The 15,476-nt window shown below is 73.0% G+C and carries 14 protein-coding genes; 7 read left to right on the top strand and 7 right to left on the bottom strand.

The window, feature by feature from the left end; all coding sequences use genetic code 11:
- Positions 1-26: 26 nt before the first annotated feature.
- The 3 genes from ACIG87_RS30590 to ACIG87_RS30580 form a co-directional block, all read right to left on the bottom strand.
- Positions 27-1,175: a P-loop NTPase gene (locus ACIG87_RS30590; RefSeq protein ID WP_396855088.1), complete on the bottom strand. Its 1,149-nt coding sequence runs from the start codon at positions 1,173-1,175 to the stop codon at positions 27-29.
- Positions 1,176-1,310: 135 nt separating this feature from the next.
- Positions 1,311-1,919 carry a DUF1003 domain-containing protein gene (locus tag ACIG87_RS30585; RefSeq protein ID WP_396855087.1) on the bottom strand — a complete coding sequence of 203 codons (609 nt, stop codon included), beginning with the start codon at positions 1,917-1,919 and terminating at the stop codon, positions 1,311-1,313.
- Positions 1,912-3,228 carry a magnesium transporter MgtE N-terminal domain-containing protein gene (locus ACIG87_RS30580; protein WP_396855086.1) on the bottom strand — a complete coding sequence of 439 codons (1,317 nt, stop codon included), beginning with the start codon at positions 3,226-3,228 and terminating at the stop codon, positions 1,912-1,914. Before ACIG87_RS30580 ends, ACIG87_RS30585 begins: the two co-directional genes overlap by 8 nt.
- Before the next feature lie 33 nt (positions 3,229-3,261).
- On the opposite strand from ACIG87_RS30580, the gene ACIG87_RS30575 reads away from it, so the two are divergent.
- The 4 genes from ACIG87_RS30575 to ACIG87_RS30560 all read left to right on the top strand — a co-directional run bounded on the left by ACIG87_RS30575 (position 3,262) and on the right by ACIG87_RS30560 (position 8,586).
- Positions 3,262-4,131, top strand: a complete 870-nt coding sequence (locus ACIG87_RS30575) for a PhzF family phenazine biosynthesis protein (protein ID WP_396855085.1) — start codon at positions 3,262-3,264, stop codon at positions 4,129-4,131.
- A gap of 300 nt (positions 4,132-4,431) precedes the next feature.
- Complete coding sequence (locus tag ACIG87_RS30570) at positions 4,432-4,896, top strand: hypothetical protein (RefSeq protein ID WP_396855107.1); 465 nt, start codon at positions 4,432-4,434, stop codon at positions 4,894-4,896.
- Positions 4,897-4,995: 99 nt separating this feature from the next.
- Positions 4,996-5,958 (top strand): DMT family transporter, encoded by a 963-nt coding sequence (locus ACIG87_RS30565; protein WP_396855084.1) that lies wholly within the window; start codon positions 4,996-4,998, stop codon positions 5,956-5,958.
- Positions 5,959-6,270: 312 nt separating this feature from the next.
- On the top strand, positions 6,271-8,586 hold the full coding sequence (locus ACIG87_RS30560) for an amino acid permease (RefSeq protein ID WP_396855083.1): 2,316 nt from the start codon (positions 6,271-6,273) through the stop codon (positions 8,584-8,586).
- Between the two features lie 763 nt (positions 8,587-9,349).
- On the opposite strand, the gene ACIG87_RS30555 is transcribed toward ACIG87_RS30560, so the two are convergent.
- Positions 9,350-10,174 (bottom strand): SDR family NAD(P)-dependent oxidoreductase, encoded by an 825-nt coding sequence (locus ACIG87_RS30555; RefSeq protein ID WP_396855082.1) that lies wholly within the window; start codon positions 10,172-10,174, stop codon positions 9,350-9,352.
- A gap of 125 nt (positions 10,175-10,299) precedes the next feature.
- Here ACIG87_RS30555 and ACIG87_RS30550 point away from each other — a divergent pair, with 125 nt between their 5' ends.
- Entirely contained in the window at positions 10,300-11,256 is a 957-nt protein-coding gene (locus tag ACIG87_RS30550; RefSeq protein WP_396855081.1) for an HpcH/HpaI aldolase/citrate lyase family protein, read from the top strand.
- A 42-nt stretch (positions 11,257-11,298) separates the two neighbouring features.
- On the opposite strand, the gene ACIG87_RS30545 is transcribed toward ACIG87_RS30550, so the two are convergent.
- Positions 11,299-11,877, bottom strand: a complete 579-nt coding sequence (locus tag ACIG87_RS30545) for a DUF4190 domain-containing protein (RefSeq protein ID WP_396855080.1) — start codon at positions 11,875-11,877, stop codon at positions 11,299-11,301.
- A 184-nt stretch (positions 11,878-12,061) separates the two neighbouring features.
- On the opposite strand from ACIG87_RS30545, the gene ACIG87_RS30540 reads away from it, so the two are divergent.
- The gene (locus ACIG87_RS30540; RefSeq protein ID WP_396855106.1) at positions 12,062-12,898 is read left to right on the top strand and encodes an SDR family NAD(P)-dependent oxidoreductase; all 837 of its coding nucleotides are present in this window, start codon (positions 12,062-12,064) and stop codon (positions 12,896-12,898) included.
- Here the strand turns inward: ACIG87_RS30540 and ACIG87_RS30535 are convergent, their stop codons facing one another.
- The gene (locus ACIG87_RS30535; protein ID WP_396855079.1) at positions 12,899-13,513 is read right to left on the bottom strand and encodes a DUF4190 domain-containing protein; all 615 of its coding nucleotides are present in this window, start codon (positions 13,511-13,513) and stop codon (positions 12,899-12,901) included.
- A 177-nt stretch (positions 13,514-13,690) separates the two neighbouring features.
- Here ACIG87_RS30535 and ACIG87_RS30530 point away from each other — a divergent pair, with 177 nt between their 5' ends.
- Positions 13,691-14,887 carry an acyl-CoA dehydrogenase family protein gene (locus ACIG87_RS30530; protein ID WP_396855105.1) on the top strand — a complete coding sequence of 399 codons (1,197 nt, stop codon included), beginning with the start codon at positions 13,691-13,693 and terminating at the stop codon, positions 14,885-14,887.
- 107 nt (positions 14,888-14,994) lie between these two features.
- Here the strand turns inward: ACIG87_RS30530 and ACIG87_RS30525 are convergent, their stop codons facing one another.
- Positions 14,995-15,402 carry a CoA-binding protein gene (locus ACIG87_RS30525; protein ID WP_396855078.1) on the bottom strand — a complete coding sequence of 136 codons (408 nt, stop codon included), beginning with the start codon at positions 15,400-15,402 and terminating at the stop codon, positions 14,995-14,997.
- Positions 15,403-15,476 lie beyond the last annotated feature (74 nt).

Genomic DNA, 15,476 nt, shown 5'->3' with positions numbered 1-15,476 from the left:
GCGCGGGTGGGTCGGCGTGGATGGGGTCAGCGGCCGGCGGGCTTGAGACCCAGCGGCTTGCCGAGCAGCGACTCGCGGCGTACCGCCAGCCGGTCGGCGATCTGGTGCAGCGCCTTCGCGGCGGGGGCGTCCGGCGCGGCCAGCACGATCGGGGTGCCGGCGTCGCCGCCCTCGCGGACCCGGGTGTCCATCGGGATCTGCCCCAGCAGCGGCACCTGCGCGCCGATCGTCCGGCTCAGCGACTCGGCCACCTCCTGGCCGCCACCGGTGCCGAAGACCTCCATCCGGGAACCGTCCGGCAGCTCCAGCCAGGACATGTTCTCGATGACGCCGACGATCCGCTGGTGGGTCTGCAGGGAGATCGCGCCGGCCCGCTCGGCGACCTCGGCCGCCGCGGCCTGCGGGGTGGTCACCACCAGGATCTCGGCGTTGGGCAGCAACTGGGCGACCGAGATGGCGATGTCGCCGGTGCCCGGGGGCAGGTCGAGCAGGAGGACATCCAGCTCACCCCAGTAGACGTCGCCGAGGAACTGCTGCAACGCCCGGTGCAGCATCGGACCGCGCCACACCACCGCCGCGTTGCCCGGGGTGAACATGCCGATCGAGATGACCTTCACGCCGTGTGCCTGCGGCGGCATGATCATGTCTTCCACCCGGGTGGGCTTGCCGTCCGCGCCCAGCATCCGGGGCACCGAGTGGCCGTAGATGTCGGCGTCGACCACGCCGACGGCCAGGCCCCGGGCGGCCAGCGCGGCGGCCAGGTTGACCGTGACGCTGGACTTGCCGACGCCGCCCTTGCCGCTGGCCACCGCGTACACCCGGGTGCGGGTGCCCGGCTGGGCGAAGGGGATCACCGGCTCGTCGGTGGTGGCACCCCCGCGCAGCTTGCCCTGCAACTCCTGCCGCTGCTCCGGGCTCATCACCCCGAACTCGATCTCGACGCCGGTCACCCCGGGCACCGCGCCGACGGCGGCGGTGATGTCGCCGCGCAGCTTGTCCTTCAGCGGGCAGCCGGCCACGGTGAGCAGCAGCCCGACCCGGACCACGCCGTCCTCGCCGACCTCGGCGGAGCGGACCATGCCGAGGTCCGTGATGGGCCGGCGGATCTCCGGGTCGTTGACGGTGGCCAGGGCGGCCTGGATCGCGTCGGAGATGGTGCTGACGGGAGCTGACATGCCGGCAATGCTACGTCGGCGGCGCGGGACGCCCGGCGGCAGCGGGGCCGGGTGTGAGCGAATCGATCGGCTCGTGCGGCCGTTCCGCTCCGCCGGGCGAAGCCGGACGATCAGGTACGAGCCGGGCGAGCCCGCTCAACCCTCCGGACGGTCCCGGGCGTAGTCGCCGTCCAGCTCGTCCCGGGGCTCGTCGAGCGGCGGCTCGCCGCCCCCCGACCGTCCGGGGGCCCGCTCCTGCTGTCGGCGCTCCCGCTTCTGCCGCCGCTGTGCCGCCGCGTCCAACTCCTCGGCCAGCCGGGCCAGCTCCGAGCGGAGGAAGTCCCGGGTGGCCACCTCGCCCAGGGCGATCCGCAGCGCGGCGACCTCCCGGGCCAGGTACTCGGTGTCCGCCTTCTGCAGGGTCGCCCGACGGCGGTCCTCCTCCAGCGCCACCCGGTCCCGGTCCGTCTGCCGGTTCTGCGCGAGCAGGATCAGCGGGGCCGCGTACGACGCCTGCAAGGACAGCACCAAGGTCAGGAACGTGAAGGTGTACGGGTCGAAGCGCAGATCCGCCGGGGCCAGGGTGTTCCAGCCGAACCACAGCGCGATCACCACCGTCATGTAGACGATGAAGTTCGCCGTGCCCATTCCCCGGGCGATCCCCTCCGACCAGCGGCCGAACGCCTCCGCGTCGAACCGGGGCAGCTTGACGCCCCGGGGTTCACGCGGCTGGTCCAGCCGTTCGGCCCGGCGCTGCTCAGCCATCGGTGCCACCGCCTGCCGGCCCGACCGCAGGGGTGGCAGGATCTGCCTCGTCGGTGGTGGCCGGGGTCTGTACGGCGTCCCGGTCCCGCCAGTCCCGGGGCAGCGAGTGGTCCAGCACGTCGTCCACGGTGACCGCGCCGACCAGCCGGTTGTTCCGGTCGACCACCGGCATCGCCACCAGGTCGTAGGTGGCCATCCGGCGGGTTATCTCCGGCAACGGGGTGGTCGGCCGCAGCGGGTCGATGTCGTTGACCACCACCCCGCCGAGCAGGTCGGCCGGGGGCTCGCGGAGCAGCCGCTGGAAGTGCACGATGCCCAGGTAGCGGCCCGTCGGGGTGGTCATCGGGGCGCGGGTCACGAAGACCTGCGCGGCGATCGCCGGGGAGAGCTGCTCCTCCCTGATCCGGGCCAGCGCCTCGGCGACGGTGGCGTCCGGCGGCAGGATCACCGGCTCGGACGTCATCACGCTGCCCGCCGTACCGGAGGTGTACTTCAGCAGTTGGCGGACCGGGTCGGCCTCGTCCGGTTCCATCAGGTCGAGCAGCACGTCCTGCTCCGGCGGGGGCAGCTCGTTGAGCAGGTCGGCGGCGTCGTCGGGGTCCATCTCCTCCAGCACGTCGGCGGCCCGTTCCCGGTCCAGGGCGGCGAGGATCTCCACCTGGTCGCGTTCGGGCAGTTCGCTGAGCACGTCGGCGAGGCGTTCGTCGTCGAGCGCCGCCGCGACCTCGTTGCGCCGGGCGTCGGGTAGATCCTGGAGGGCGTTGGCCAGGTCGGCGGGGCGCATGTCCTCCAGCACGGCGAGCAGGTTGGCCGTACCCCGGTTGTCGGCGATGCCGCTCAGGCCGCGTACCCGGTCCCAGTCGACCTGGTGCAGGTGACCGCGGCGGGTCAACCGGCTGGACTGCTCGCGGACGGCGACCCGGGACAACACCCACTCGCCGCCCCGGCTGCGCTCCATGGCCACGTCCACCACCGAGCCGGGCTGGCCGCCCGGTTCGAGCTGCACCCGCCGGTCCAGCAGCTCCTGGAGGACGAGCAGTTCGTTCGGCCGTTTCTCGAAACGGCGCAGGTTGAGGGTGCCGCTGCCGAGGACGACCGCGTCGGCGTCGATGGAGGTGATCCGGTTGATGGACAGGAAGATCCGGCGGCGCATCGGCATCTCGGCCACCAGCCCCACCACCTCGGGCGGACGCTGGGTCGGCCGGATCCGGGCCACCGCGTCGCGGACCCGCCCCACCTGGTCGCCGTTCGGGTCGAAGACGGCGACTCCGGCGAGTCGAGCGATGTAGACCCGGTTCGGCGTGCTCACGGCCACCAGCCTAAGCGCCTAATGTTTATCACCATGTCGACCCTGGCCTACGAGATCGTGGACGTCTTCACCGACCGCCCGTTCGCCGGCAACCCCCTGGCCGTGGTGTTCGGCGCCGAAGCGCTGGCCACCGAGCAGATGCAGGCGCTGGCGCTGGAGTTCAACCTGTCGGAGACAGTGTTCGTGCTGCCGCCGACCCAGGTGGGTGCCACCTACCGGGCCCGGATCTTCACCCCGGCCGAGGAACTGCCCTTCGCCGGCCACCCCAGCGTCGGCGCGGCGGTCACCGCGAGCCGCCGTGGGCTGTTCGACGTCGGTCCGGTCAGCCAGGAGTGCCACGCCGGGGTGCTCCCGATCGAGGTGACCTCGACCGGCGCCACCCTGACCGGCGGTACCCCGACCCTCGGGCCGGAACTCGATCCCGAGCCGCTGCTGGAGATGGCCGGGCTCACCGCCGCCGACCACGCCGGGCCGGCCCCCCGGGTGGCCGGGTGCGGGCTGGAGTTCCCCTACCTGCCGGTGCACCCGGACGCGGTGGCCCGCGCCCAGGTCAACGCGGCGGCGGCCCAGCGGTACGGAGTGGAGCATGTCAGCGTCTTCTCCTGGGACGCCGACGCGCAAACCGCACACGCCCGGGTCTTCGTGCCGGGGCTCGGGGTGCCCGAGGACCCGGCCACCGGTTCCGCCGCCCTCGGGCTGGGGGTGTGGCTGGTCGCCAGCGGTCTGCTCCCCGGCGAGGGCCGCTCCGGGTACGCCGTCCGGCAGGGCGCGGAGATCCGTCGTCCGTCCGCGCTGACCTGCACGGTGACGGCCGAGGACGGGGTGGCGGTCGGGGCGACCGTCGCCGGCCAGGTGATGCCGGTGGCCCGGGGCGAGATCCTGATCCCACCGTTCGTCGGCTGACCGCGCAACGCACGCCGCCCGGTGGGCGGTGCGGACTGGCCGCCGTTCGGCCGACGGTGCGGACTGGCTGCCGCCCGGTGGGCGGTGCGGACTGGCCGCTGCTCGGCCGGCGGTGCGGACCGGCCGGCGGCGGGAGGAGCGCGTGGCGATGCCGGCGGCCCCACGCGGAGGGCAATGCTCACCTACCGGTGGTGTGCCGGAGGCGGGAGTCGGGTGTCGATCGGGTGGGAGCTGCGAGAGGATGCCGGTGTGACGGACGAGGTGGACGCTTCCCGGTCGACGCCGCTGGTCGACGAGGCGATGAAGAAGGCCGCCGTGGCCTGGGTGAGCGTCGGCGACGGTCCGGCGACCGCGCTGTGGTGCGTACCCCTGGAGGGGTCGCTCTTCGTGGTCAGCGGGCCGGGGGAGCAGTCCGCGCCGGGGCTGGCTGATGCCGCCACGGCCCGGGTGACCCTGCGCGGCGATCACGGCGGGCGCATCGTGACCTGGCCGGCCCGGGTGACCCGGCTGGCCCCGGGCACCGAGGCGTGGGAGACGTCGGCGCCGTTGGTGGCGGCGAAGCGGCTGAACGCCTCCGGCCCGACCGCCGACCTGGTCGCCCGCTGGGCGGCCGACGGCTGCGCGCTGACCCGCCTCGCTCCGGACGGTCCGCCGGACGCCGGGGACGCCCTGCCGGACGCCTCCCTTGCCGCCGAGCCGCGCGGCGCAGCCGTGGTCCGGGCCACCCGCAAGCCGTTCCGCCTGCACCGGGTCCGCCGCCGCTGACCTCGGGCCGGGTGAGGATTGCCCCCCGTGCCCGCCGCTGCGCCCCACCCGCGACCGCCGTCGACCCGCTGACCTGGGGCCGTGTGAGGATTACTCTCCGTGCCCGCTGCTGCGCCCCACCCGCGTCCGCCCGTCGACCCGCTGACCGTCGGCGTCCTGGTGCTCGCCGTCGCCTCGGTCTCGTCGTCGGGCCCGCTGATCGCCTTCGCGGCGGCCCCGGCGCTGGCCGTCGCGTTCTGGCGGAACCTGCTCGCGGTCGCCGTCATCGGCCCGTTCTCGCTGGCCCGCCGCCGCGCCGAACTCCGCACCCTGACCGCGGGGGCGGGTCGCCGGGAGGGCTGGTACTGCGTGCTGTCCGGGGTGGCGCTCGCCGCCCATTTCGCCACCTGGATGCCGAGCGCCCAGCTCACCTCGGTCGCGGCGGCCACCGCGCTGGGCGCCACCCAACCCGTCTGGCAGGGGCTGATCGCCCGTTGGCAGGGCCGGCGGCTGCCGTACGTCGTCTGGGTCGGTATCGGGGTGGCGGTGACCGGCGCGGTGCTGGCGACCGGTGCGGACGTCGGGGTCTCCGGCCGGGCCTTCGCCGGTGACCTGCTCGCGGTGGCCGGCGGGATGTTCGCCGCCGTCTACACCGCGTTCGGTGAACGGGCCCGCGTCACCATCAGCACCGCCACCTACACCACCATCTGCTACGGGGTGTGCGCGGCGATCCTGCTGGTGGTCTGCCTGGTCGGCGGGGTACGGCTGCACGGCTACGACTCCGGCACCTGGTTGGCGATCCTCGGGCTGGTGGCCGGTGCCCAACTGCTCGGCCACTCGATGTTCAACCATGCGCTGCGCCGGGTGTCGGCGACCACGATCAGCGTGCTGATCCTGCTGGAGGCGCCCGGTGCGGCCCTGATCGCCTGGGCCTGGCTGGGGCAACTGCCGCGCCCGCTCGCCCTGCCCGGGTTGGCGCTGCTGCTCGGCGGGGTGGTCGTGGTGGTGCTCGGCGGGGCCCGCACCGGCCGCCGTCCCACCCCGGCCCCGGTCCCCGCCGACGCCGCCCCACCGGCACCCTGACCATCCACCTGCCCACCTGCCCACCTGCCCACCTGCCCACCTGCCCACCTGCCCACCTGCCCACCTGCCCGCGTGCCCGCGTGCCCGCGTGCCCGCGTGCCCGCGTGCCCGCGTGCCCGCGTGCCCGCCTGTTCGCCCGTGTGCCTGCCCGCGTGTCCGCCTGCTCGCCCGTGTGCCTGCCTCCCCGCCTCCCCGTGCCTCCCCGCCTGCCCGCCTGTCTGTCTGCTCGCCGGGAGTCCGTTCGCTGCGATTCCGCCCAAACCGCAGGCACGGGTGCTGCCCGCGCGTGAGAGTGCGGGGGGAGGTGTGGCGATGTCGGGGCGAAGCGCGGACGAGGACCGCAGCGGCACCGTGGTCACCCCGTCGGCCGAGTTCCCGCCGCTCGACCCGGCCGAGGTGGACACCCTGCGCCGGGTCGGCGCGGGCTGGCGGACCGGTGTCCCGCGCGACCTGCCGGTCGACCCCACCCTGGACCGGTACCGGACCCGTCCCGCCCCGGGCCGGTTCAGTCGGCTGGCCCCGATCGCCCTGTTCCGGCCGGCGCAGGGCGAGCAGGGCCAGCCGGACGAGTTGGTGGCCGACGAACCGGCGAACCGGTCCGACTCCCGCCTCGGCCGGGGGCTGGGCCGGGCCCGCCGGGCGCTCCTCGGCCCGCCGCTGACCAGCGCGGCCGTGCTCCACGAGCGGATGCGCAAACTGGTGGCCCTGCCGGTGCTCTCCTCCGACCTGCTCAGCTCGGTGGCGTACGGGCCGGAGGCGTTGGTCACCGTGCTGGTGCTCGCCGGCAGCGGGGCGTTGGGCCTTACCCTGCCGCTCTCGGCCGGGCTGGTGCTGCTGATGGTCGCCGTCGGGATCTCGTACCGGCAGACCATCCCGGCCTACCCGCACGGGGCCGGGTCGTACCTGGTGGCGGGGGACAACCTGGGCGTCGGCGCGGGGCTGACCGCCGCCGCCGGGCTGATGCTGGACTACGTGCTGACCGTGTCGGTGTCGATCGCGGCCGGCGTACACGCGATCACCTCGGCGCTGCCGGGGCTGACGCCGTGGACCGTGCCGATCGGGGCACTGGCGATCCTGCTGCTGCTCGCCGGCAACCTACGCGGGGTACGGACGGCCGGCAACATCTTCGTCCTCCCGACGTACGCCTTCGTGGCCGCCCTCGTGGGGCTGCTGGTGGTGGGTTACCTGCGGGCGGCGGGTCGGGGTTTCACGCCGGTGGCCCCGCCGGTCGTGCCGGCGACGGAGGGCCTGGGGCTGCTGCTGGTGCTACGGGCGTTCGCCTCCGGGGCGGTGTCGATGACCGGCATCGAGGCGGTCTCCAACGCGGTCCCGGCGTTCCGCCCGACGGAGTGGCGCAACGCGCGGACCACGCTGGCCTGGATGGTGGCGATGCTGGTGGTCCTGTTCGCCGGGCTGACCCTGCTGATCCACCTGGACGGCCTGGTGCCCCGCTCGGGGGAGACGCTGTTGTCCCAGCTCGCCCGGCTCACCTTTCCGACCGGCCCCTGGTACGCCATCGTCCAGACGACCACCGCGCTGATCCTGCTGCTGGCCGCGAACACCGCGTTCAACGACTTTCCCCGGCTGCTGTTCTTCATGGCCCGAGCCGGTCATGCGCCGCGCCGCTTTCTGCACCTGGGCGACCGGCTGGCGTTCAGCAACGGCCTGGTGGCGCTGGCCGGTACGGCGATCCTGGTGTTCGTCGCGTTCGGCGGGCACACCGAGAGCCTGATCCCGCTGTACGCGGTGGGGGTGTTCCTCGCCTTCACCCTGTCGCAGAGCGGCATGGTGGTGCACTGGCGGCGGCACCGCAGCACCGGATGGCGACGTCGTGCGTTGGTCAACGGGGTGGGTGCGGTCCTGTCCGGCCTGGTGCTGTTGACCGCGGCGGTCGCGAAGTTCACCGAGGGGGCCTGGGTGGTGGTGATCGCCGTGCCGCTGCTGGTGCTGCTCTTCCACCGGATACACCGGCACTATCGGACCCTGCACGCCGCCCTGTCCCTGCAACCGCCGCCCGCTGATCCGGGGCTGCGGTCCGCCGGTCCGGGGCCGCTGTCTGGTGGTCCCGGGCCGTCGTCCGCCGGCACCGGCCGGCCGGCAACCGCTTCGGGGGCCGCCGGGCCGTCGTCCGCCGGGCCGTCGTCCGGTGCCGGCGCTTCGGAGTCCGCCGCCGTCCCGGCGTCCGGTGCCGGGCCGGCCGAGGGGGAGGAACTGCCACAGGAGCTGCGGCACCTGGTGGTGGTCCCGGTGGTACGGCTCAACCGGGCCTCGATGCGCGCCCTGGCGTACGCGGTGTCGCTGGGCCGGCCGACCCTGGCGGTGCACCTCGCGCCGGAGGACGCCGAGGCGGACCGGTTCCGGGAACAGTGGCGGGCCTGGGGCGACCATGTTCGGCTGGAGACGATCGTCTCGCCGTACCGGGCGGTGATCGGGCCGCTGGCGCACTATCTGGAGGCGCTGCACGCCGCCGCACCGGAACTGGTGCTGACCGTGGTGGTGCCGGAGGTGGTGCTGCGTCGACGCTGGCACCGCCCGCTGCACAGCCACACCGAGCAGCGGCTGCGCAAGGCGTTGCGGGCGCTGCCCGGAGTGGTGGTGACCAGCGTCCCGATCCACGTCATCGAGTGAGGGTCACCCGGCGGCGGACCGGCCGGGACAATTGCTCCTCACCTCCGCCGTGCTGTTGGCGTTGTTCGTCGCTCCGCAGAACTTCGGCCGTACAGCTGATTTGTCCGGTATCAGTAGCTCCGGCTGCCGCGCCTACCGCCAGTGCGGTGATCGACGGCCTGTTCCGGGCGCGCAACTTCAGGATTGTGAAGAGTTGTTGTCGCTATAGCGACAACAACTCTTCACAAAGGAGGATCCTGCTGGATCGGCGATAGTGCGGATCAGTCCGGTTTCGCTCGGTGGACGTCTTGCTGTCGCTGACGAACGTGTTCCGGGCGATGGGTGGAACCTCGGGAGGGCGGGGGTGGGGCCTTGGGTTCGCCGACGGTTCGATCATTCGACGAGGGGGACTCAGTTTGTCGGCGTCGCCTTGAGATGGACGCCCTTGTCCTTGCCTCCTTCAGCTCTCCGGCTGTCCTGATGTGGCCCAGTGGCGGGTCGTCCGGAGCGCCCCGGCAGCAGCCCGCGTGACCCGGCTGGCCGCCCTCGTCGGCCTGACCCGCTGGACCCATCGGCCGACCCCGGAGCTCAGGACCGGGTGTGGAACCCGGGCATGGCAGAGCCGCCGAGGCCGGCTCAGTGGACGAGGCTGGCTCAGTGGACAAGGCCGGAGTCAGCGGACAAGGCCGGAGTCAGCGGACGGGGCAGGGTCAGTGGACGGGGCCGGAGTCAGCGGATGAGGCCGGAGTCTGTGGACGAGGCTGGCTCAGTCGGTGGGGCCGGGTCAGTCGGTGAGGCCGACGGCCTTGGCGCTGGCCGTCCAGAGTCGGGCGGCGAGCTGCCGGTCGACGGCCTTCGCGAACGGTCGGCGCAGCCGCCGGTCGGCGTAGTAGGCCCCGTCGACCAGCCGGGACGAGGGCTGGTTGGCGAGCCAGACCAGCGTCTCGGCGCCCTTCTCCGGGCTGCGGATCGGCAGGAGCCGCATGCCGAGGGCGAGCAGCCGACTGTCCGCGCCGAACCGGGTCCGCACCACGCCCGGGTGGAACGAGTACGCCGGCACGTCGGGCCAGCGCCGGGCCGCCTCGGCGGCGAAGAGGATGTTCGCCTGCTTGCTGGTGCCGTACGCGCGCATCGGACGGTAGCGGCGCAGCACGGAGTTGAGGTCGTCCGGGTCGAGGGCCCCGCTGCGGTGCGCGCCGGAGGCGGTCACCACCAGCCGGCCGATCCGGTCGACCAGCAGGTTGCTCAGCAGGAACGGGGCCAGGTGGTTGGTCTGGATCGACACCTCGAACCCGTCGACCGTGGTGAGCGGCTCCAACACGAGCGCCCCGGCGTTGTTGGCCAGCACGTCGATCCGGTCGTACGCCGTCCGTAGCCGCTCGGCGAGCCCGCGTACGTCGTCCAGGATGGCGAAGTCGGCGCGGAACAGCTCCGGCCGCTCGCCGGCCGCCTCGCGTACCCGATCACCGGCGTCCTGGAGTCGGGCCGGATCCCGGCCGACCAGCGCCACCCGGTCGCCCCGCCGGGCCAGCTCCATGGCGGCGGCCAGCCCGATGCCGGAGCTGGCCCCGGTCACCACCACGGTCCGTCGCCCAGTGAGATCTTCCACAGGTCCATTCACCCCGGTCACGGCACGAGGTTACCGTGGCGTCACCACGCCCTTTGGGATCGTTCAGTTCTTCGTATTTCCCGGTGGCGTCGGCGTGCCCGCCGGACGCTGGAAGGAGCGCCTCCATGGCCGCTGTCGGTCGCCCCCGTCGGTCCTGTCTCGCCGTGCCGGGCTCCAGCGTGAAGATGCTCGGCAAGGCCCAGGGCCTCCCGGCCGACCAGGTCTTCCTCGACCTGGAGGACGCGGTCGCGCCGCTGGCCAAGCCGGACGCCCGGAAGAACATCGTGGCCGCGCTCAACGAGGGCGACTGGGCCGGTAAGACCCGGGTGGTCCGGGTCAACGACCTGACCACCCCGTGGACCTACCGGGACGTCATCGAGGTGGTCGAGGGGGCCGGCGCCAATCTCGACTGCGTCATGCTGCCCAAGGCGCAGGACGCCGCCCAGGTGCAGTGGCTGGACCTGCTGCTCACCCAGCTCGAGAAGACCCTCGGCTTGGAGGTCGGCCGGATCGGGATCGAGGCGCAGATCGAGAACGCCGCCGGCCTGGTCAACGTCGACACGATCGCCGCCGCCTCGCCCCGGGTGGAGACCATCATCTTCGGCCCGGCCGACTTCATGGCCTCGATCAACATGAGGTCGCTGGTGGTCGGCGCGCTGATCCCCGACTACCCGGGCGACCCGTACCACTACATCCTGATGCGCATCCTGATGGCCGCCCGGATGCATGACAAGCAGGCCATCGACGGCCCGTTCCTCCAGATCCGCGACACCGACGCGTTCCGCGAGGTGGCCAAGCGTTCGGCGGCGCTCGGCTTCGACGGCAAGTGGGTGCTGCACCCCGGCCAGATCGACGCCGCCAACGAGGTCTACTCCCCGGCCCAGGCGGACTACGACCACGCCGAGCTGATCCTCGACGCCTACCAGCACTACACCTCGGAGGCGGGCGGCCGGCTCGGCGCGGTGATGCTCGGCGACGAGATGATCGACGAGGCGTCCCGGAAGATGGCCCTGGTGATCTCGGCCAAGGGTCGGGCGGCCGGAATGACCCGCACGTTGCACTTCACCCCACCGGAGCAGTGACCCGGCGGGCCGCCCCGGAGTCTCCCGAGGCGACCCGGCCGCTCAGTACGTGGTGCCGTAGCCGGTCGACGATTCCTGGTTGGCCAGCCAGACGAAGAAGACCACGATGGCGATGGTGGCCAGCACCGCGATCGCGGTGGAGATCCAACCGACGATGATGCCGGCGGTGGCGAAGCCCGTGCCACCCTCCCCGCGCTCCTTGATCTGCTTACGGGACACGTGACCGAGGATCGCGCCGATGATGCCGATGTAACCGCCGAGCCCGTAACCGCAGAGGCCGAGCGCGCCGATGATTGAGACGATCATCGCGGCGATGGCGAGGCCGTTCTGCGGTGGCGGCGGCTGGTAGCCGTAGCCGGGGTAGCCGCCCGCCGGCGGGTAGCCGCCCGCCGGCGGGTAGCCGCCCGCCGGCGGGTAGCCGGCCGCGGCGGCGTACGGGTCGACCGGGCCGGCCTGGGCGGGGATGCCCGGCGCACCCGCGTACGGGTCTGCCGGGGCGTACGGGTCCTTGCCGGTCGGTTGGGCGGGGATCGGCTGGCCGCTGACCGGCAGCGAGGGATCGGGCTGCTGGCCCGACCACGCCGGGTCCTGCCAGTCGCCGGAGGGCGGGGGGTAGGTCATCTGATCTTCTCCGTCGTATGTAGGTGCGCCGTCAGGGTAGCCAGGGCCGGACAGTGCCGAGGTCCGCCTGTGGTGCCTCGTTGCCCGCGCCGCGCCGAGCGGGCAGGATCGCGGCATGGCAATCGACGCGCGTGGGGCCGACCGATCCGGCAGCCGACCGAGGCGGGACGTGAGCCGCCCCGGCCTGGCCCGGCGTACCCGCGCCACCGGCGGTGGCAGCCAGCCCGGCCAGGACGAGCCGATCTCGTTGGCCGATCCGGTGACCATGCGACTGGACGGCCGGGTCGCCCTGGTCACCGGCGCGGGCAGCGCGGACGGCATCGGGTACGCGACCGCCCGCCGACTGGCCGACCTGGGGGCCCGGGTGGCGATCGTCTCCACCACTCGGCGGATTCACGATCGGGCCGGTGAACTGGGCGTGACCGGTTTCGTCGCCGACCTGACCGACGAGTCCGAGGTCGGCGCGCTCGCCGACGCGGTCGCCGAGCAGCTCGGTGACGTCGAGGTGCTGGTCAACAACGCCGGCCTGGCCAGCCGGGCCAGCCCCGAGGTGCTGCGCCCGGTGGCCCAGCTCAGCTACGACGAGTGGCGCGGCGAGATCGACCGGAACCTGACCACCGCGTTCCTGTGCAGCCGGGCCTTCATCAGCGGGATGGCCGAGCGGGGCTGGGGGCGGATCGTCAACCTCTCCGCGACCGCCGGGCCGGTCAACGCCCTGCCCACCGAGGCGGCGTACGCGGCGGCCAAGGCGGGGGTGGTCGGGCTGACCCGGGCGTTGGCGATGGAGATGATCGCCGACGGCGTGACGGTGAACGCGGTGGCCCCCGGGACGATCTACACGGCGGCCTCCACGATGGCGGAGATCAAACAGGGGTTGGGTACTCCGGTCGGCCGCCCCGGCACTCCCGACGAGGTGGCCGCCGCAATCAGCTTCCTCTGCTCACCGGCGGCGTCGTACATCACCGGGCAGATGTTGGTGGTGGACGGCGGCAACAGCGTCCGGGAGGCGCAGTTCCGCTGATCAGTAGCTGGTGTCGGTGCCGGCGCTCGCCCAGAGGACGACGGCCAGCCAGCCGCAGCAGGCGATCACCCCGATCGCGGTGAACACGTAGCTGAGGACCAGTCCCCAGGTGGCGAGCTGGTCGCCCTCCTCACCGGTGCGCCGGATCTGCCGCTTGGCCAGGTGACCGAGGACGATCCCGGCCGGGGCGAAGACGAAGGCGAAGACCAGGGACAGGATCGCCAGCACGTTGGGCCCGCCGCCGGTCGGTGGCCCGTACTGCCCGTACGGCCCCTGCGACGGGTACGTCGGCTGCTGCCCCCACTGGTGCTGCTCGCCCGGCTGCTGCCCCCACTGCTGCTCGCCCGGCGGCTGCTGGCTCCAGGGCTGCTCGCCCGGCGGCGGCTGGCCCCACGGCAGCGGTTCGACCGGCTGGCCGGACTCCGGCGGCTCGGAGGGCTGTCCCCATGGTGACGCGTGGGACTGCGGTCCCCACGGCGACCGGTCGGGCGGGGGTGGATTCCACTGTCCGCCCGTCGATCCGGGTCCGGGTGGGGTGGTCGGCTCCTCGGGCGGGCGGGGAGGTGGCTCGTACGGTGACGGCGGCTGCTCCGGCTCCCCCGGTGGCGTACTCACGGTGCCCGCCCCTCCGTCGCAGGTCAGTGGCTCTTCCTCTTGCGGACGCTACCGGCAGCGGTGAACCTTTTCACAGCGGTTGGGGGGACTGGTCACCTTGGCGGGGCAGAGCTGGAGCCCGATACTGACCGAGCGTTCAGTTACCCCTGAGTAATGAGCCGATCCCCGGAGGCTGAGATGGCCCGACTCGCCCAGACGCCCGGCCTGACCGACGTGCAGCGGTCGATCCTGGAGACCGTCCGGGAGTTCGCCGACAAGGAGATCATCCCGCACGCCCAGCGGCTCGAACACGCCGACGAGTACCCGACCGACATCCTCGACGGGATGCGCGAGATGGGGCTGTTCGGCCTCACCATCGCCGAGGAGTTCGGCGGGCTGGGCGAGTCCCTGCTGACGTACGCGCTGGTGGTCGAGGAGCTGTCCCGGGGCTGGATGTCGATCTCCGGGATCGTCAACACCCACTTCATCGTGGCGTACCTGATCTCCCAGCACGGCTCCACCGAGCAGCGGGCCCGGCTGTTGCCGCGGATGGCCACCGGCGAGGTGCGGGGCGCGTTCTCGATGTCGGAGCCGGAGTGCGGCTCCGACGTCTCGGCGATCAGGTCCAGGGCCGTCCGCGACGGCGACAACTACGTGCTCGACGGCCAGAAGATGTGGCTGACCAACGGGGCCTACTCCTCGGTGGTCGCCACCCTGGTCAGGACGGACACCGGTGCCGACTCGGTCTACGGCAACATGAGCACCTTCCTGCTGGAGAAGGAGCCCGGGTTCGGCGAGACCGCGCCCGGCCTGACCATCCCCGGCAAGATCGACAAGATGGGCTACAAGGGCGTCGAGACCACCGAGATGGTCCTCGACGGGGTGACCGTGCCCGCCTCCGCCGTGCTCGGCGGCGAGGAGCAGGTGGGCCGGGGCTTCTACCAGATGATGGACGGCATCGAGGTCGGCCGGGTCAACGTGGCGGCCCGCGCCTGCGGCATCTCCATCCGTGCCTTCGAACTGGCCGTCGCCTACGCCCAGCAGCGCAGAACGTTCGGTCAGCCGCTCGCCAAGCACCAGGCCATCGCCTTCAAGCTCGCCGAGATGGGTACGAAGATCGAGGCCGCCCACGGGCTCATGGTCAACGCCGCCCGGCTCAAGGACGCCGGCCAGCGCAACGACGTCGAGGCCGGAATGGCCAAGCTGCTCGCCTCGGAATACTGCGCCGAGGTCGTCCAGGAGGCGTTCCGCATCCACGGCGGTTACGGCTACTCCAAGGAGTACGAGATCGAGCGGCTGATGCGGGAGGCCCCGTTCCTGCTCATCGGCGAGGGCACCTCGGAGATCCAGAAGACGATCATCTCGCGCGGCCTGCTCAAGGCGTACCAGCTCTGACCGGGCAGCCCGGTCGTCCGCTGGTCGGCTCCGGCGCGGTGGCCGGTCCACGGGCCGGCGGACCGTGGGTGGCCGCCTGACCTCCGGTGCGGGACGCGCTGCGGTGGTCAGGCGAGGCGGCTGAGGCCGGCGGCGGCCCGCTCGACGATCAGACACCGGTCCTCGACGTAGTCCATGCCGGCCTCCTCGGCGATCCGTCGCGCCTCGGGCGAGACGATGCCGAGCTGGAGCCAGACCGCCGGAGCGCCGATCGCCGCCGCCTGACGCACCACCTCGACCGCGTCCCGGGCCGGTCGGAAGACGTCCACCAGGTCCACCGGGTGCGGAATGTCGGCCAGCGAGGCGTACGCCTGCTCGCCGAACAACTCGTCCACCGTCGGGTTGACCGGGATGATCCGCCATCCGTACCGCTGCATCTGCGCCGGCACGCGGTGCGCGGCCTTGCCCGGGTCGCGGGACGCGCCCACGACGGCGATCACGGCGGAGTCGGCGAGGAGCTGCTGTGCGGTCCGCATCCGCCGAGCCTAGCCCCGGTGCTCAGCCCTCGCGGCCCGGCGCTTCGGCGCACAGCCCGGCCACCGGGCTTCGG

The sequence above is a fragment of the Micromonospora sp. NPDC051925 genome, assembly GCF_044548625.1.
In the GTDB taxonomy this organism is placed as follows: Bacteria; Actinomycetota; Actinomycetes; order Mycobacteriales; family Micromonosporaceae; genus Micromonospora.
Note: the sequence above shows the minus strand (reverse complement) of the source record. Positions and strands in the feature narration are given on the sequence as shown.